Below are 17,671 nucleotides of genomic sequence, written 5' to 3' on the forward strand. Positions count from 1 at the left end.
CGTCCTCAACGCTAGGGAGGACGACACCACGGGAGATCCACGCGCAGCCCACGCGATCTCCACAAAAGGGGGCGGAGACATGGAGCGCCGGGCCCGCGTTCCCACAGACGCGAGCCCGGCTGTCCCCCAGTCGACGGCAGCTGCCGTCAGGCCGTCCGGACTCGACCCCCCAGCGCCGGGTCAGGACGGGAGCGGAGTGCGGCCACGAGCTGCCCGAGGCTGAGCAGCGCGACCAGGCCGGCCGGTACGCCGATGACGAGCATCCGGGTGTCCCGGTCGGCGAGAGCGATCAGGGCGTAGCCGACGTACGGCACGGAGAACACGACCACCGGCTGCTCCTGCGAGGTCAGCGAGAACCGCCACGGGTCGGGGTCCGGGTTCGCGTCGCCCTGGGTGCGCAGCACCTGCCGGCCCTGCGCGTCGTGCTTGACCCGGATGACCCGGTGGGTCACCAGCGTGGTCACGCCGGACGCGGCGGGCGGCTGGTAGGTGATGACGTCGCCGACCGCCAGGTCGCTCGCCGGGACCTCGCGCTCGAAGACCACCGAGCCCTTGTCGTACGTCCCGGTCATCGACCCGCCGGTGATCACGTAGCGCTGGAAGCCCAGGGCCGACGGCAGCACGAACGCGACCGCCGCGAGCGAGACGACGACCAGAGCGAACGTGCCGACGCCGCTGGCGACGCGACGGGCCACGCCCGGACGGTGAGGACGGCGGTGGGCGGCCATGGTCAGTTGTTGACGGTGTCGCCGTTGAGCTGGACCGAGTCCCACTGGTACACAGCGGAGGCGGCCTTGCCCTGGTCGGCGTTCGGGGCGGTGGTGGCGAGCTTGACCGTGAACCGGAAGCTGTTGACCGCGCCCGGCTGGATCACGCCGATGTCCGTCTTCGCCCCGTCGACCAGACCGCCGAAGGTGCCGTTGAAGACGGTGGCGCCGGTGGTCGTGTTGGTGATGGCCAGGCTCAGGTCGTCGCCGGTGAAGCCGTTGGTCGACGACGCCTCGGTGAGGCTGAAGGACGCCGGGAGGCTGCCGGTGTTGGTCAGCGACAGGGTGCCGTTGAGGGTGTCGCCCGGCTTGAGGTTGGTGAGGTCGAAGATCGCACCGCCGTCCTTGGAGTTCGCCTGCGACAGCGTGCCCGAGGTGACCGCACTGATGGTGTTGCCCGAGTGCGACGTGAACGTCGCGCCGGAGCCCACGGCGATGGCGCCGGCGGCGGACAGGGTGGCGAGCGGGACGAGGATCTTGCTTGACAGTCGCATGGCGGTGGTTCTCCTGTGGGGTCGTGCTCGTCATGAGCAGCGGCAGTGGTGATGACAGGAACACTGCTCCGTGGCGATCCACAGCCGGTCCACGCGAAGTCCGCCGTACCTCCCCGATATCGCCACAGGTCGCCACGCGGGGCACTCGTACGCTTGCGCCATGACGCCGGCTCCCCTCGACCTGCCCACGTCCGCCGCCGACTGGCCCGCCTGGTTCCAGGCGCGCACCCGGTCGGAGCTGGCGCGGGCGACCGAGCTGGTCGACGTACTGAAGGCCGACCCGCCGGCCGATCCGGTCGCCGTGCTGCGCCAGTGGGACCGCGCCGCCGGCCACCTCGGCAACGCCGCCGCCGCGGGCTCGCTGTTCGGCAACGTGCACCCCTCCGACGAGGTGCGCGACCTCGCGGATGCCGCCGAGCAGGAGGCGCAGCGGATCGGCACCGCCTGGGGCCTGGACCGTGCGTTGTACGACGTGTTCGCGGCCATCGACGACAGCGCGGTCGCCCACGATCCGCTGGCCGCGCGGCTGCTGGCGAAGGTGCGCGACGACTTCCGCCGCTCCGGCGTCGACAAGGACGAGGCCACCCGCACCCGGATCGCCGAGGTCAGGGAGCGGATCACCGAGCTCGACCAGGAGTTCAGCCGGGTGATCCGCGACGACGTCCGCACCGTGCGGGTCACGCCGCAGCAGCTCGCCGGCATGCCCGACGACTGGCTGTCCGCCCACCCCGTCGACGACGAGGGCATGGTCACCGTGACCACCGACTACCCCGACTCGGTGCCGGTGCGGATGTTCGCCCGCGACCAGGACGTGCGCCGCGAGGTGACCATCGCGTTCCTCGACCGCGGCTGGCCGACCACCGAGCCGCTGCTGACCGAGCTGTTCACGCTGCGCCACGAGCTCGCCACGACGGTCGGGTACGCCGACTGGCCGTCGTACGACGCCGACGTGAAGATGATCGGCGACGGACCCGCCATCCCGGTGTTCATCGAGCGGATCGTCGAGGCGGCCGAGGAGCCGATGCGCCGCGACCTGGCCCAGCTGCTCGAGCGCTACCGGCGCGACGTCCCCGACGCGACCGAGGTCCCCGGCTACGACTACAACCACTACGCCGAGCTGGTCCGCGCCGAGAAGTACGACGTCGACTCCCAGCGGGTGCGCACCTACTTCGACTTCGCGAAGGTGCGCGCGGGGCTGCTGGACGTCACCGGGCGGCTGTTCGGACTGCGCTACGAGCAGGTCGATGCACCCGTGTGGCACGAGGACGTGACGGCGTACGACGTCTTTCGGGCGGGCGAGGACGAGCCGATCGGGCGGATCCACCTCGACCTGCACCCGCGCGACGGCAAGTACAAGCACGCCGCGCAGTTCACCCTCACCGACGGCGTGGCCGGCGAGCAGCTGCCGGAGGGCGTGCTGGTCTGCAACTTCTCCCGCGGGTTGATGGAGCACGACCACGTGGTCACGCTCTTCCACGAGTTCGGCCACCTGCTGCACCACGTCCTGGGCGGCCACGGCGACTGGTTCCGCTACGCCGGCGTCGCCACCGAGTGGGACTTCGTCGAGGCTCCCAGCCAGATGCTCGAGGAGTGGGCCTGGCACGCCGATGTGCTGCGCACCTTCGCCACCGACGCGGCCGGCGAACCGATCCCCGCCGACCTGGTCGCCGCGATGCGCGCCGCCGACGACTACGGCAAGGGCATCTACGCCCGCACCCAGATGTTCTACGCCGCCATGTCGTACTGGTTCCACGCCGACCGGGTCCACGGCGACGACGCTCCCGACCTCACCGACCGGATGGTCCAGCTCCAGGCGCGGTACGCCGCGCTGCCCTACCTCCCCGGCACCCACATGTTCGCCAGCTTCGGCCACCTCGGCGGCTACAGCTCGGGCTACTACACCTACATGTGGTCGCTGGTGATCGCGAAGGACATGTTCAGCGCCTTCGACGAGTCGGACCTGTTCACGCCGGAGGTCGCCCAGCGCTATCGCGACCGGGTGCTCGTCCCCGGTGGCGCCGGCGATGCCGCCGACCTGGTCGCGGACTTCCTCGGCCGGCCGTCGTCGTTCGACGCGTACGCCGCCTGGCTGGCCCGCTGAGCCGGCGGCGGCACTTGTAACTAAGTGTTACGTCTCGAATATCCACCACTTGAGCCCCTTGCGTCCCAAATCGGTGACGTAACACTTAGTTACAAGGGCGCCCCCGCGCAGGCTCGATAGGGCTGCCGTTACGCCGACCCCTTGATCTGTGACCTCTCGTCGCGTACGGTGGCGATATATCGCGATACGAACACGAACTGTTCTCGCGATATCTCAAACCGAAACGGGGCTCACGAGGCCCCCGCAACCGAAGGAGGTCCCGCCATGGGACACCACGAGAACTCACGTCCGTACGACGACCGCGACCCCTGGGGTCGCTCCGAGCCCCGGGGCTTCCAGCGCCGCAACCGCGGCGGCCCCGGTCCCTGGGGCGGTGCCTGGGCCGGCTGGGAGTGGGGCGAGCCCGGCCGTGGCCGCGGCCGCCACGGAGGCCCCGGCTTCGGCCCGGGTGGACCGGGCGGACCGGCCATGCCGCCGCCGTGGCTGGCCGGCCTGTTCGGCATGGGTCGCCCCGAGCCGGGCCGTGGCCCGCGGGTACGCCGCGGCGACGTCCGCTCGGCCATCCTCGACGTGCTCCGCGACGCCAACCAGCGCGAGGAGTCGCCGAACGGCTACCAGGTGATCCAGGCGATCACCGACCGCAGCGGCGGTGTGTGGAAGCCGAGCCCCGGCTCGGTGTACCCGACCGTCCAGCAGCTCCAGGACGAGGACCTCGTCGAGATCGACGAGACCCGCGGCCGCCGCGCCATGCGGCTCACCGCCGCGGGAGCGGCCTGGTGCGAGGAGCACGCCGACGAGCTCACCGCCGTCTGGGAGCCCTTCGACCGCTCACGGGAGAAGGCCCAGGCCGGTACCGCCGACCAGGGTCACGCCGACCTCAAGGCCGAGATCGGCCAGGTCATGGGCGCGGTCTGGCAGATCGTGACCGCCGGCTCCGACGCCCAGCGCCGGGCCGCGGTCGACGTCCTGGTCGAGGCCCGCCGCAGCCTCTACGGCATCCTCGCCGACGGCCCGAGCCGGGAGACCGACCCCGAGGACCCCGCCGACCCGGCGCGAACTGGCTCCTGATTCGTGCCGACCCGGCGCGAACTGGCTCCTGATACGTGCCGACCCGGCGCGAACTGGCCGGAAAACGACGCCGACCCGGCACAAAGTGGCCTGACAAAGAACCACTTTGTGCCGGGTTGGCTCGTTTTCGGAACCACTATGTGCCGGGTCGGCCCGTTTTCGGGGCTACTTCCTGCCGGGTCGGCGGGACCTCAGGAGCCGGTGTAGTACTCGTCCGCCACGCTCAGCGCCTCATCGAGGATGGCGAGGCCCTCGAGCAGCTCCTCCCGGGTGGTGGTGCACGGCGGCGCCACGTGGGTGCGATTGAAGTGCACGAACGGCCACAGGCCGCGCTCCTTGCAGGCGGCCGTGAACCGGGCCATCGGCTCGGCGTCCGGGCCGGCGGCGTTGAACGGGACGAGCGGCTCGCGGGTCTCGCGGTCGCGGACCAGCTCGATCGCCCAGAACATGCCGAGCCCGCGCACGTCGCCGACCGACGGGTGGCGAGCAGCCAGCTCCGCGAGCCGGGGACCGATCACGTCACGACCCATCTCCTTCACGTGGTCCAGAACGCCGTCCGACATCACCTTGATCGACGCGACCGCGGCCGCGCAGGCCAGCGGGTGGCCGGAGTAGGTGAGGCCGCCGGGGTAGGCACGCTCGCGGAAGGTGTCGAAGATCTGCTCCGAGATCACGACGCCGCCCAGCGGTACGTACCCGGAGTTCACGCCCTTCGCGAACGTGATCAGGTCCGGTACGACGCCCCAGTGGTCGATCGCGAACCACTCGCCGCAGCGGCCGAAGCCCGCCATCACCTCGTCGGCGATGAGCACGATGCCGTGCCGGTCGCACAGCTCGCGTACGCCGGCCAGGTAGCCCGGCGGCGGCACCAGGATGCCGTTCGTGCCGACGACCGTCTCGAGGATGATCGCGGCGATCGTCGAGGGGCCCTCGACCATGATCGTGTCGGCGAGGTGCTGCAGGGCGCGGGCCCCCTCCTCCGCCTCCGACGTGGAGTGGAAGGCCGAGCGGTAGGTGTACGGGCCCCAGAAGTGCACCGATCCGGGGATCGACGGCTCGGAGGGCCAGCGCCGCGGGTCGCCGGTCAGCGCGATCGCGCCGGCGGTGGCGCCGTGGTAGCTGCGGTAGGTCGAGAGCACCTTGTGCTTGCCGGTGTGCAGCCGCGCCATCCGGATCGCATTCTCGTTGGCCTCGGCGCCGCCGTTGGTGAAGAACACGTGGTTGAGGTCGCCCGGGGCGCGCTCGGCGATCAGCCGGGCGGCCTCGCCGCGCACGTCGTTGGCGAACGCCGGCTGCACCATGCACAGGCGCGCGGCCTGCTCCTGGATCGCTGCCACCAGTTCGGGGTGCTGGTAGCCGAGGTTGAGGTTGACCAGCTGCGAGGAGAAGTCGAGGTACTTCCGCCCCTCGTAGTCCCAGAACCGGGAGCCCTCGCCGCCGGCGACCGGCAGCGGGCTGATCTTGTCCTGCGCCGACCACGAGTGGAACACGTGCGCCTTGTCGTCGGCGACGACGGTCGCGGCGAGCGAGTCGGCCGGCGAGTTGGTGGCGGAGTCGAGGAGGGTCATCGTGCTCACCGGTTCCGCGGGAAGCCGAGGTCGACCGTCGAGGTCGCCGGGTCGGGCCAGCGGGAGGTGACGACCTTGGCGCGGGTGAAGAACGCCAGGCCCTCGGGGCCGTACATGTGGTGCGAGCCGAACAGCGAGTTCTTCCAGCCGCCGAACGAGTGGTGCGCGACGGGAACCGGGATCGGCACGTTGACGCCGACCATGCCGACCTCGATCTCGCGCTCGAACTGGCGGGCGGCGCCGCCGTCGCGGGTGAACAGCGCGACGCCGTTCGCGTACTCGTTGCGGTTGATCAGCGCGATCGCGTCGTCGAAGGTGTCGACCCGCACGACCGACAGCACCGGGCCGAAGATCTCGTCGCGGTAGACCGACATCTCCTCCGAGACGTTGTCGATCAGCGAGGGCCCGAGGAAGAAGCCGGACGCCGGGAGCTCGGACTGCCGGCCGTCGAGGACGACCGTCGCGCCGGCGGCGGACCCGGCGTCGACGTACCCGGCGACCCGGTCGCGGTGCGCCTCGGTGATCAGCGGGCCCATGCCGGTGCCGGCGACGGTGCCGTCGCCGACCACGATGTCGTTGGCGCGGACGGTGATCTCCTTGATCAGCTGGTCGGCGACGTCGCCGACCGCGACCAGCACGGAGACCGCCATGCAGCGCTCACCCGCGGAGCCGTACGCCGCCGAGACGGCCGCGTCGGCCGCCATGCCGAGGTCGGCGTCGGGCAGGACGACCATGTGGTTCTTGGCGCCGCCGAGGGCCTGGACCCGCTTGCCGGCGCGGGTGCCCGACTCGTAGACGGACTTGGCGACCGGGGTGGAGCCGACGAAGCTGACCGCCGCGACGTCCTCGTGGTCGATCAGTGACTGGACGGCGGTCGCGTCGCCCTGGACGACGGTGAAGACGCCGTCGGGCAGGCCGGCCTGCTTCCACAGCTCGGCGAGGAGGAGGGACGCCGAGGGGTCGCGCTCGCTGGGCTTGAGGATGAACGCGTTGCCGGCGGCGATCGCGGTGGTGCACATCCACAGCGGCACCATGACCGGGAAGTTGAACGGCGTGATGCCGACGACGACACCGAGCGCCTCGCGGACGGTGCGCACGTCGATGCCGGTGCTGACCTCGGAGGAGTAGCTGCCCTTGAGGTGCTCGGCGATGCCGACGGCGTAGTCGACGTTGTCGAGGCCGCGGGCGACCTCGCCGGCCGCGTCGTCGAGGACCTTGCCGTGCTCGGCGGTGATCGCGGCGGCCAGGTCGTCGGCGTGGCTGCGGACCAGCTCGCGGAAGGCGAACAGCACCTGGGTACGACGCGCGAGGCTCGAGCGGCCCCACGCCGTCGCGGCGGCCGCCGCCGAGGCGACGGCCCGGTCGACCAGGGCGGTGTCGGCGAGCTGGAGCTGGCCGGTGACCTCGCCGGTGGCGGGGTTGAAGACGGGCTGGGTGCGGGCGTCGGGGACGGTCACTGCGGCGCCGTCGATCCAGTGGCTGATCGTGCTCATGACTCGAAGGTAGGCGCACCGACCGGCTGCTGAGTAGCATCAATCTGTCACGAGATCGCGGATCGTCATTACAGATTGGAAGTCGCCCGATGCTGCCGACTCTGGCCGAGGTGCTGGTGCTGCCGGAGGTGCGGCGCGGCGACCCGGTGGTGCTCGCCGGCGCGGGCCGGCTGCAGCGGTCGATCCGATGGGTGCACGTCGCCGAGCTGGTCGACATCGCGCCGCTCCTTCAGGGCGACGAGCTGCTGCTCAACACCGGCATCCTGCTGCCGTCGACCGAGCGCGGCCTGCGCGAGTACGTCTCCGGGCTCGCCGAGGTCGGGCTGGCCGGCCTGGCGATCGAGCTCGGCCGGCGCTACACGGACCGGCTCCCGGACGCCCTGGTCGAGGCCGCCGAGGAGCACGACCTGCCGCTGATCGCGTTCCGCCGCGAGACCTCGTTCGTGGCGGTCACCCAGGCGGTCCACCAGATCGTCGTGAACGCGCAGATGACCGAGCTGGAGGCGTCCGAGGAGGCGCACCGCGCCTTCACCCGGCTCACCCTCGGTCGGGCCCGGCCGCAGCAGGTCGTCGACCTGGTCGCCGAGATGGCCGACCGGCCGGTGGTCTTCGAGAACCTGGTCCACCACGTCATCGCCTACAGCACCGCCGGCCGCGACCACGACGCGGTGATCGGCGACTGGGAGCGCCGCTCCCGCAGCGCGCGGATGCTCGGCACCGACGCGGCCGTCGACGTCGGCCCGGAACCGGGCCGGTTCGGCCGCCTCGTGCTGCTGACCGACGGCACCGACGAGGCGATCACGCCCCGGCAGCAGATGCTCCTCGAGCGCGGCGCGACCGCGCTGGCGATGGGCCGGCTGATCGACCGCGACGCCCAGAACCTCGAGCTCCAGGCGCACCGCACCCTGCTCACCGAGCTCGCCGCCGGCGTCGACGTCCCCCACCTCGCCTCCCGGCTCACCTCGCTCGGGCTGCGCTGGAAGGGCAGGCACGTCACCGGGATGGTGGTCCGGCTGCCGGGGCCGGACGCCGATGAGCTGCGGGGGGTGGCCTCGGACCTGCTCGACGAGCTGCGGGTACGCCGCACGAGCGGGCTGGTCGGCCTCGTCGACGACGAGCGGGTGGTCGCCCTGGTCGCCCACGCGCCGGGCTCGGCCGACGCCGTCACCGACCGGCTGGTCGAGCGGCTGGCCCGCACCGGCACCCGCCTGGTCGTCGGCGTCGGCTCGGCCGTCGACGACGTCGCGGGCTCGGGCGGGAGCGTGCGCGAGGCGCTCGTCGTCGCCGACTCCGCCGCACCCACCGCCCCAGCGCGGGCCGTCCGCCTCTACGACCTGCGGCTGCGCGGCCTGCTCCACCTGCTGCAGAACGACCCCCGCGTGCAGCAGTACGTCGAACGCGAGCTCGGCACGCTGCTCGCCCACGACGCCCGGACGGGGGAGCAGCTCACGACCACGCTGGCGGCGTACTGCCGCACCGGTGGCAACAAGGTCCGCACCGCGGAGATCTGCCACATCTCGCGGCCGGCGCTCTACGCCCGGCTGCAGCGGATCGGCCACGTCGTCGACATCGACCTGGCCGACCCGGAGAACGTGCTCGCCCTCCACGTCGCGCTGCTGGCGCGCGAGGTGATGGGTCAGCCGACCATCAGGTAGTCCGCCGGCAGCGCGATCGGGTTCTCCTCGTCGATCCACGGGATCGGGGCGTCCGTGCACGTCCCGTCGACGCCGCACCGGCGCAGGGTCGCCGGCTCCTCGTCGAGCTGCCCGACGACCCGGCCGCCGATGGTCCAGCTGCTCAGGCCGGTGAACCCCGGCAGCTCCACCGGCGTCCCGCCCGCGGCCGGCTCGACGGTCGCCACGGACCCGGTGCCGTCGAAGCGCACGACGAGGACGTGGTCGCCGTCGGGCGAGAGCTTCGTGGTCTCGATCCGCGGGCCGAGGTCGCGGATCACGTCGCCGGTCGCGGCGTCGACGACGGTCCAGCGGCCGTTGTCGTCGAACGAGGTCGCCACGCCGTCGTGCACGTCGACCGGTGAGAACGGCAGCTCCTGGTCCTCGCCGGTCCGCCAGTCGACCCGGTGCGCCGTGCGCACGTCGGTCCCGACGTAGACGAAGTCGCCGTCCAGCTGGACCTCCCGCAGGCCCGACTTGCCACCCTCGGGGGTCTCGCCGGGCAGGTCGACCCGCAGGGTGGTCAGCTCCTTGTCGTCCGTGACGTCCCACACGTGGATCCAGCCCTCGTTCTTCAGCGGCACCAGCCAGGCCACCCGGGGGTGGTGCGGGTCGCCGGAGACGCTCCACGCGTCGACGGGGATCGACAGCGGCGTCACCGTGCCGTCCGGGCGGACCAGGCTGAACGCCTTGCCGTCGGAGCTGCCGAACTGCTGGGTGACGACGCCGACCGACGTCTGGGCCAGGTGGTGGGGCGCGGGGGACAGGTCGGCCGTGGAGTCGCCGACGGAGACGTGCTCGCCGACGGAGAACGCCCCCAGCTCGGCATACGCCTCGTCGGCCGGGTCCTGCGTGGCGATGTGCGAGCTGCGGGCCGGGCCGTCGTCGAGGCCGGCGACGACCGCGCCGCCGACCCCGGTGGCGGCGACGACGGCGGCAGCGACGGCGATGGTCCCGACCCGGCGCCGGGTACGACGCGCGCGGCCCGCCGTGGCGATCGCGAAGGCGTCCGGGTGGGGGACGGGCACGTCGTCCACCGTGTGGTGGAGCAGGTCGGTGAGGCGCTCAGCCATGGTGGCCTCCGTTGGTCGGGGCGGTCAGCGAGGTGGTCGAGGGGGTGGGGGCGGCTGCGTCGGGGAGGTCGACGCCGTCGCCGAGCAGGCGGCGCAGGTTGCCGAGCGCGGCCGAGGTCTGGCTCTTCACGGTGCCGGTGGTGACGCCGAGCAGGTCGGCGGTCTCCTCCACGGACAGGTCGTCGTAGTAGCGCAGCACCACGACCGCGCGCTGTCGCGGAGCCAGCTGCGCGAGCACCGCCAGCAGGTCGATCCGGTCTCCGGTGGGGCCGCGCGGGTCGTGGTCGGTGACCGGTTCCGGCAGGTCCGCGGTCGGCCGCTCCCCGTGGAACGAGCGGCGCCGGAACCAGCTGGTCGCCGTCGTGACCAACGCCCGTCGCGCGTACGCCCGGGCGGCGCCGACGTCCCTGATCCCCGACCAGCGGCTGTAGGTCCGGGCCAGCGCAGTCTGGACCAGGTCCTCGGCCAGCGCGTGGTCGCGGACCAGCAACAGGGCCGTGCGGTACAGCCCGGGCCAGGCCACGTGGACCAGCTCGGCGAACTCCTCGTCGGTGGGGCCCCGAGATGCGCGCAGCGCCATGGTGGCCATCCTCTCCTGCGTGTCGGTGTGGTGCTCACAGAAGGACGCGCGACGAGCCGGTCGGGTTGGGGCGCTCCGGATCTTTTTGGGTCTCATAAGGTTCAGGCGTGAGTCCGCGACGCGCTCCCGCCCTGCTCGCCAGTGCCACCGCCCTGGCGTGGCTGGCGCTGACGACCGGGTACGGCGCCGCGGCGGCCACCACCGGCGTCGACCTGGGCGGCGTGCCGCTGCCCGCGAAGGCGAGCACCGACGAGGCCCAACCCCTGGCGCTGGCGCCCGGCCTGTGGCGCGCGACCCTCGGGCCGTCGTACCCGCACTTCTTCAGCTACCAGCGCCGGATCAACGGCAGCCGGGTCCACATCGGCGTGCTGGGTGCGCCGCAGGGCGAGAGCAGCGACGGGATCCGGGTCCTCGCGGGCGTCGCGACCGAGGGGTCGAGCGACCTCACCAGCTGCGGCGACGAGAACGACACCGCCGAGAGCAACGTGCCGGAGGCCGTCATCGGCGCCCGGGTCGTGGTCGGTGGCGAGGACGGCAGCACCGGCGAGACCTGCCGCGACGCGGGCACGGTGGAGATTGAGGTCAACCGCGGGTACGGCTCGCCGACGACCGACCTGCCCTACGTGATCAAGGTCGTCGAGGAGGCCCCGTCGTCGGGGAGCGGCGACGCGAAGCCGGACGACGCGCCGACGTACGACCGCCCGAAGGCGGGGAAGGCCGAGCCGCTCCAGGGCGCGACGTCCTTCGACGAGGCGCCTGAGATCGACGTCCAGGACGGACCGGCGACGGTCAGCACCACGATCACCGAGGGCACCGAGCAGCTGTGGCGCGTGCCGCTGACGTGGGGCGACCTGCCGGTCGTGCGCGTCGACGTCGCCACCGCGGAGGACAAGGACGCCTTCGCCTACAGCGGACCGAACCTGACCCTCCACCTCGTCGACCCGACGCGCGGCCGGATGGTCCACGCCGACTCGGCGGCCGAGGACTCCCCGACCGGCCAGTACCTCGCCGAGTCCGCCGACCGCGACCCGACCGTCCTGGTCGGCTCCGGCTTCCCGGTGCGCCAGGTCGACGACCGGCTGCCCGGCGACTACTGGGTCTCGCTCGCGGTCTCCCCGCGGCCCGAGTCGGAGAAGCGCAAGGCGGTCGCCGTCCCGGTGAAGGTCACCGTCGCGATCAACCACCGGGCCGGCGCCACCCCGACGTACGACGGCGTCGTGGTCTCGCAGGACAAGAAGACCAGCCTGGAGGGCTACTCCCCGGACCGGCCGTTCCTCGTCGGCGAGGACACCTTCGCCGCGGTGGCCTCGGGCAGCCCGATCGGCGGCGACGGCTGGTTCTCGACCCGGCACTGGGCCGGGCTCGGCCTGGCCGCGGCCAGCGTGGCCTGCCTCGGTGCCGGGGTGGTCCGGCTGCGGGCACGGCGCTGATCGTGGCCAGCCCGTCTCGGCTTCATCACGGGATGTAGGTCAATCGCCGGTTCTGTAGCGGAACTCCACTACGGAACCGACTGCTCGCCTACATCCCGTGATGAATCGGCGCCGGCTCAGCCGAGCAGGAGCAGCAGCGCCACGACGAGCCCGAGCACGCCCACGCCGAGCAGCACGAACGCGTCGACGGGGCGCTTGGCGGCGACCGGTGCGCCGTATGTCGTCACCGCGGCGGTCGCGGCCGCGGTGGGGACCGGCGTGCTCGGAGGTGGCGGGGGCGGCGGGTAGGCCATCGTCGCCCGGCTCGGGGTCGGGTCCGGGGCCGTGGGGTACTCGTCGACCACCACGATCCGGTCGGCCAGCGCCGGGTCGTCCCAGCGCTCGACGAGACCCCGCAGGGCGGGGTGGGCGAGCAGCTCGGTGGCCGTGGGGCGCTGCGCGGCGTCGTACGCCGTGGCGGCGGCGACCACCTCGAGCACCGCGTCGTGCTCGGGGTTGCCGGTGCGCAGGGCCGCGACGTCGATCGGGCCGGGCTCGCCGTCGGCAGGTGGCCGGCGTCCGGTGAGCATCTCGAGCACGACGACGCCGAGGGCGTAGATGTCGGCGCTGGGGTCGGGGTCGGCGCCCCGGTACTGCTCGGGCGGCATGTAGCCGGGCGTCCCGATCACCATCGCCACGTGGGTCAGCCGCGGCTCGTCGCTGGGCACGGCGATGCCGAAGTCGGTGAGCCGCAGGTGCGGCCGGCCGTGGCCGGTCGGCTCCAGCAGCAGGTTGCCGGGCTTGATGTCGCGGTGCACGATCCCCGCGAGGTGCACGGCCTCCAGCGCCTGCAGGGTCTGGTCGGTCAGTACGGCGATCCAGCGTGCCGGCAGGGTCCCGCCGTTGCGCTTCATCAGCCCGGACACCGATCCGCCGCGCACCAGCGGCATCGTGAACAGCACCCGGTCGTCGACGCCGGCCCACGACTGCGGTGTCACGACGTGGGTGTGGTCGATGCGCACGGACTGCTCGCGCACGAACCGCAGCAGCATCGCCGCGTCGCCCTGGCGCAGCATCTTCGCCGCCTTGACGTCGCCCGCCGTCCGGTCGAGCACCCGCCACACCGTGCCCATGCCGCCCGCGGCGATCGGGTCCAGCAGCTCGTAGCGCCCCGCGAACACCTCGCCCATGCGGGCGACCCTATCCGCCGTCCGGGGGCAGGGTCAGTCCAGCCGCACCGCGCGGTGCACCCAGGTCGCCTCGACCTGCATGCCGACGTTCTCGTAGAGGCTGAGCGCGCCGGTCCGCGAGTCGGTCGACAGCGAGGAGGAGGTCGCCCCGCGCTCCCGGCCGGCCGCGAAGGCCGCGACGAGCAGCGCCTGGGCGAGGCCGCGGCGACGGTGGGCCCGGGCCACGGCGAGCTTGGAGACGAAGGTGTCCGTGCCCGCGTTCCAGGCGTGCGCGACGGCCACCACGCCGCCATCGGGCCCGGTCACCAGCTGCAGGTGCCAGGGCGCGGATCCGGGGCGGCCCCACACCTGGGCGCCGAAGTCCTCGAGGCTCGCCCGCTCGCGCACCGACCACTCGAGGAAGGCGTCCTCGGTGACGGCCCAGACCTGCTCGCGATCGGCGGGCGTCGCCTCGCGCAGCGTGTAGCCCTCGGGCAGGGCTCGCTCGGCCACCTGCGCGCCCTCGGGCAGCCGCAGCACCCAGCTGGTCCAGCGCACGCCGTACCCCAGCGCGGTCAACAGGCGGTCGCCGTCCGAGCCGTCGGGCACCGGCATCCCGACGATCGCGACGCCGCGACGGCGGGCCAGCTGCTGGATCCAGCCGGCCAGCCAGGTCCCGATCCCCCGCCCGCGGTACGACGGCACCACCGCCGCGTCGTACCTCTCCTCGCCGAGGTGCTCGGCGTACGCCACGATCCGCTCGCCGTCGAGCACCGCGACCGAGCTCGTCCCGAGGTCGTACGACGGCCGCCCCCAGTCGGCGAGGAGGTCCGCCTCCTCGACCTCGACGGTGCCGGTGTCGTGCTGCTCCTGCTCGGCGATGACGGCGAAGACGGCCGCGGCGTCGGCGAGGGTGAGCGGTCGGGAGGTCAGCCCGGAGGGCAGCGAAATGACGGACACCCGGGTGAGTCTGGACGACTCACCCGGGTGTCTGCGCGCGATTTACGATCAGGCGTTCTTGATGGCGGAGATGTCGAACTCGAGCTTGATCTTCTCCGAGACGAGGACGCCGCCGGTCTCGAGCGCGGCGTTCCAGGTCAGGCCCCAGTCCTTGCGGTTGACGGTGACGTCGCCCTCGAACCCGACGCGGATGTTGCCGAACGGGTCCTTGGCGGAGCCGTTCTCCTCGAACTCGATGGTGACCGGCTTGGTGGTGTCCTTGATGGTCAGGTCGCCGGTGATGGTCCACTCGTTGCCGTCGCGGGTGACGTGGGTGGAGACGAACTTCCACTCGGGGAACGCGGCGGTGTCGAAGAAGTCGGGCGAGGTCAGGTGGCCGTCGCGGTCGGTGGAGCCGGTCGAGACGCTGGCCGGGTTGATGGTCACGGTGACCGAGGAGGCGGCGGGGTTCGCGGTGTCGATGTGGGCGGTCGCGTTCCAGTCGGTGAACTGGCCGCGGACCTTGGTGACCACCGCGTGGCGCGCGACGAAGCCGAGGCGGCTGTGTGCGGTGTCGAGGGTGTAGTCGCCGGTGATGTCGGTGAGGGCGGTGGACTCGCTCATGGTGCTGGCTCCTGAGTGGTGGCGGGGTTTGTTTGAACTTTCAAAGACCGTAACCAATGGTGACACGGCAACCATTCCAGGGCAAGGGGTGACCTGCGTCACGCAGGTGACCGGTCGGTGAAGTCCTGGGGCTTCGCGCGGCACTACCCGGAAATGCCGGAAGCCACTCCCCGGGATCGGGGAGTGGCTTCCGAAGAGTTGTCCTGCGTCAGGCAGCGTGCGAGTGCGCGGCCGCAGGCTGGCCGACCTCGACCCAGACGGCCTCCATCCGGGTGCGTCCGTCCGGGGCGGTCACGGGCAGCCAGCGCATCTCGAGATGCGTCTCGGTCATGTTCGTGTCGGTCATGGGTCACCTCCTGTTCACCTTGTGTTCACCAAGATAGCACGTCCCCCACTCGGGTGGCTCGAATCGCCGGAAAGCAGGCCACTGTGCTCCACCGCGTGCCACCGGGGATGGTGATGAGAGGGCTCTGTCCTCCACCGCGAGCGGCAGCTCGGCGTACGACGCCAAGAACGCCGATCTGCCCGATTTCGGGCAGGAACTTGAGAAACGGTGACACCGGGGTGCAGGCTCGCCGGGTGCACGTCGATCCGCGGCTCCTCCAGCACGTCCAGGACAGCACGGGACTGGGAGCGACGGAGGCGGCGCGGCTGGTCCAGGACGTCCTCGCCTTCCACGACGAGACGGTGGAGGGCTGGGTCCGGCGGCGGCACGCGGAGCTGAAGCTGCACGGCGCGAGGAACGACGAGATCTTCGCCCGGCTGCGCGAGGAGCTGCGGACCACGGTGGTCGCGGCACCGGACCTGACGGAGCGCCAGCTCCGCCGCATCATCTACGGCTGAGGGAGATCACGGGACATGTGCGGAATCGTCGGCTACATCGGGACCCAGCAGGCGGCACCACTGCTGCTGGAGGGACTGACCCGGCTCGAGCACCGCGGGTACGACTCCGCGGGCGTTGCCGTCCTCGGCAGCAGCGGGCTCAAGGTCGCCAAGCAGGCCGGCCGGGTCCGTGACCTCGCCGACAGCCTGCCGAAGCGGTTCGGGGGCAAGATCGGCATCGGCCACACCCGGTGGGCCACCCACGGCCCGGCCAACGACGTCAACGCCCACCCGCACACCGACGAGGCCGCCCGGGTAGCCGTCGTCCACAACGGGATCATCGACAACGCCGCGGCGCTGCGCGCCGAGCTGGCGGACGACGGCGTCGTGCTCGCCTCCGACACCGACACCGAGGTGCTCGCCCACCTGGTCGCGCGCTCCACGGCCAAGACCCTCGAGCAGCGCATCGCCGAGGCACTCGGCCGGGTCGAGGGCACCTACGGCATCGCCGTCGCGCACGCGGACTTCCCCGACCGGCTCGTCGTCGCCCGCAACGGCAGCCCGCTGATCATCGGCGTCGGCGACCACGAGATGCACGTCGCCTCGGACCTGGCTGCCCTGGTCCGCTACACGACCACGGTCGCCCACCTCGACGACGGCGAGATGGCCACGATCACGGCGGCGGGCTTCACGACGTACCGGATCGAGGCCACGGGCCTGGCGGCCACCGACCGCCGTGCCAAGGAGGTCGACATCGACCCCGAGGCGTACGACGCGGGCGAGCACGACTCGTTCATGCACAAGGAGCTGCTCGAGCAGCCGGCGCGCGCCGAGGCGGTGCTCCGCGGCCGGCTCGACGAGCGGTTCGGCACCGGTCACCTCGGCGGCCTCAACCTCGACGCCCGCGAGCTGCGGGCCTTCCGCCGGGTCAAGATCCTCGGCTGCGGATCGGCGTACTACGTCGGCCAGATGGGTGCCTCGCTGCTGGAGGAGCTGGCCCGGATCCCCGCGGACGCCGAGGCGGCGAGCGAGTTCCGCTATCGCAACCCGATCGTCGAGCCGGACACGCTGTACGTCGCCGTGAGCCAGTCCGGGGAGACGATCGACACCCTGCTGGCCGTGCAGGAGGTCCAGCGCAAGGGCGGTCGCGTGATCGGCCTGGTCAACGTGGTCGGCTCGGCGATCGCGCGTCAGGTCGACGGCGGCATCTACCTCCACTCGGGTCCCGAGGTCGCGGTCGCGTCGACCAAGGCGCTGACCAACATGTTCCTCGCCTTCGGCATGCTCGCCGTCCAGCTCGGCCGGGTCCGCGACCTGTCCATCGCCGACGGCAAGCGGCTGATCGCCGGCCTGACCCGGATCCCCGAGCAGATCGACCAGGTGCTGGCCACGGAGGCCGATCTGGCGCTGGTCGCCAAGCGGCTGGCCGAGGCCGAGAGCCTGTTCTTCATCGGCCGGGTGCGCGGCTTCCCGGTCGCGCGCGAGGGCGCGCAGAAGTTCAAGGAGATCACCTACCGCCACGCGGAGGCGTACCAGACCAGCGAGCTCAAGCACGGCCCGCTCGCGCTGATCTCGCCCGAGGTGCCGACGGTCGCGATCGTGCCCGACGACGAGCTGGTCGAGCGCAACGTCGCGGCGCTCCACGAGATCGCCGCCCGGGGTGGCCCGCTCGTCGTGATCACCCACGAGAGTGTGGACCTCGGTGAGCTCGAGGGCATCGTGGCCGGGCGGATCGACGTACCCCGCAACGAGCGTGAGCTCGACCCGATCCTGCTGACCGTCCCGCTGCAGGTGCTGGCCTACCACGCCGCCCTCGAGCTCGGTCACGACATCGACAAGCCCCGCAACCTCGCCAAGTCCGTCACCGTGGAGTGACCTCCTAGTCTGGCCG

16 protein-coding genes are annotated in these 17,671 nt (G+C 72.1%); 6 read left to right on the forward strand and 10 right to left on the reverse strand.

Annotated elements, in window-relative coordinates:
- Nucleotides 1–146: 146 nt before the first annotated feature.
- A complete protein-coding gene (locus ACZYRU_RS00710; protein ID WP_488955152.1) occupies nt 147–695 on the reverse strand; it encodes a signal peptidase I in 549 nt (182 codons plus the stop codon).
- A gap of 35 nt (nt 696–730) precedes the next feature.
- Nucleotides 731–1,261: a TasA family protein gene (locus ACZYRU_RS00715; RefSeq protein ID WP_488955153.1), complete on the reverse strand. Its 531-nt coding sequence runs from the start codon at nt 1,259–1,261 to the stop codon at nt 731–733.
- Between the two features lie 160 nt (nt 1,262–1,421).
- On the opposite strand from ACZYRU_RS00715, the gene ACZYRU_RS00720 reads away from it, so the two are divergent.
- Together ACZYRU_RS00720 and ACZYRU_RS00725 are read left to right on the forward strand one after the other, a co-directional pair.
- A complete protein-coding gene (locus tag ACZYRU_RS00720) occupies nt 1,422–3,362 on the forward strand; it encodes a M3 family metallopeptidase (RefSeq protein ID WP_488955154.1) in 1,941 nt (646 codons plus the stop codon).
- 264 nt (nt 3,363–3,626) lie between these two features.
- The gene (locus ACZYRU_RS00725; protein WP_488955155.1) at nt 3,627–4,430 is read left to right on the forward strand and encodes a PadR family transcriptional regulator; all 804 of its coding nucleotides are present in this window, start codon (nt 3,627–3,629) and stop codon (nt 4,428–4,430) included.
- A 191-nt stretch (nt 4,431–4,621) separates the two neighbouring features.
- On the opposite strand, the gene ACZYRU_RS00730 is transcribed toward ACZYRU_RS00725, so the two are convergent.
- A complete protein-coding gene (locus ACZYRU_RS00730; RefSeq protein WP_488955156.1) occupies nt 4,622–5,998 on the reverse strand; it encodes an aspartate aminotransferase family protein in 1,377 nt (458 codons plus the stop codon).
- 5 nt (nt 5,999–6,003) lie between these two features.
- Nucleotides 6,004–7,491, reverse strand: a complete 1,488-nt coding sequence (locus ACZYRU_RS00735) for a CoA-acylating methylmalonate-semialdehyde dehydrogenase (protein ID WP_488955157.1) — start codon at nt 7,489–7,491, stop codon at nt 6,004–6,006.
- A gap of 89 nt (nt 7,492–7,580) precedes the next feature.
- On the opposite strand from ACZYRU_RS00735, the gene ACZYRU_RS00740 reads away from it, so the two are divergent.
- Nucleotides 7,581–9,146 (forward strand): PucR family transcriptional regulator, encoded by a 1,566-nt coding sequence (locus ACZYRU_RS00740; protein ID WP_488955158.1) that lies wholly within the window; start codon nt 7,581–7,583, stop codon nt 9,144–9,146.
- Here ACZYRU_RS00740 and ACZYRU_RS00745 read toward each other — a convergent pair.
- Nucleotides 9,128–10,237, reverse strand: coding sequence for a WD40 repeat domain-containing protein (locus tag ACZYRU_RS00745; protein WP_488955159.1), 1,110 nt, complete (start codon nt 10,235–10,237; stop codon nt 9,128–9,130). The genes ACZYRU_RS00740 and ACZYRU_RS00745 overlap by 19 nt on opposite strands.
- Nucleotides 10,230–10,817: a SigE family RNA polymerase sigma factor gene (locus tag ACZYRU_RS00750; RefSeq protein WP_488955160.1), complete on the reverse strand. Its 588-nt coding sequence runs from the start codon at nt 10,815–10,817 to the stop codon at nt 10,230–10,232. The genes ACZYRU_RS00745 and ACZYRU_RS00750 overlap by 8 nt, the downstream gene beginning before the upstream one ends.
- Nucleotides 10,818–10,924: 107 nt before the next feature.
- On the opposite strand from ACZYRU_RS00750, the gene ACZYRU_RS00755 reads away from it, so the two are divergent.
- The gene (locus tag ACZYRU_RS00755; protein ID WP_488955161.1) at nt 10,925–12,247 is read left to right on the forward strand and encodes a hypothetical protein; all 1,323 of its coding nucleotides are present in this window, start codon (nt 10,925–10,927) and stop codon (nt 12,245–12,247) included.
- Nucleotides 12,248–12,363: 116 nt separating this feature from the next.
- Here the strand turns inward: ACZYRU_RS00755 and ACZYRU_RS00760 are convergent, their stop codons facing one another.
- The 4 genes from ACZYRU_RS00760 to ACZYRU_RS00775 all read right to left on the reverse strand — a co-directional run bounded on the left by ACZYRU_RS00760 (nt 12,364) and on the right by ACZYRU_RS00775 (nt 15,304).
- Complete coding sequence (locus ACZYRU_RS00760) at nt 12,364–13,416, reverse strand: serine/threonine-protein kinase (protein ID WP_488955162.1); 1,053 nt, start codon at nt 13,414–13,416, stop codon at nt 12,364–12,366.
- A gap of 33 nt (nt 13,417–13,449) precedes the next feature.
- A complete protein-coding gene (locus tag ACZYRU_RS00765; RefSeq protein ID WP_488955163.1) occupies nt 13,450–14,355 on the reverse strand; it encodes a GNAT family N-acetyltransferase in 906 nt (301 codons plus the stop codon).
- Nucleotides 14,356–14,403: 48 nt separating this feature from the next.
- The gene (locus ACZYRU_RS00770) at nt 14,404–14,958 is read right to left on the reverse strand and encodes a YceI family protein (RefSeq protein ID WP_488955164.1); all 555 of its coding nucleotides are present in this window, start codon (nt 14,956–14,958) and stop codon (nt 14,404–14,406) included.
- Between the two features lie 208 nt (nt 14,959–15,166).
- On the reverse strand, nt 15,167–15,304 hold the full coding sequence (locus tag ACZYRU_RS00775; protein WP_179728396.1) for a hypothetical protein: 138 nt from the start codon (nt 15,302–15,304) through the stop codon (nt 15,167–15,169).
- A gap of 233 nt (nt 15,305–15,537) precedes the next feature.
- Here ACZYRU_RS00775 and ACZYRU_RS00780 point away from each other — a divergent pair, with 233 nt between their 5' ends.
- A complete protein-coding gene (locus ACZYRU_RS00780) occupies nt 15,538–15,801 on the forward strand; it encodes a hypothetical protein (protein WP_488955165.1) in 264 nt (87 codons plus the stop codon).
- Between the two features lie 15 nt (nt 15,802–15,816).
- Nucleotides 15,817–17,655, forward strand: a complete 1,839-nt coding sequence (glmS, locus tag ACZYRU_RS00785) for a glutamine--fructose-6-phosphate transaminase (isomerizing) (protein WP_488955166.1) — start codon at nt 15,817–15,819, stop codon at nt 17,653–17,655.
- Nucleotides 17,656–17,671: the final 16 nt, after the last annotated feature.

Source organism: Nocardioides sp. F233 (genome assembly GCF_057813895.1).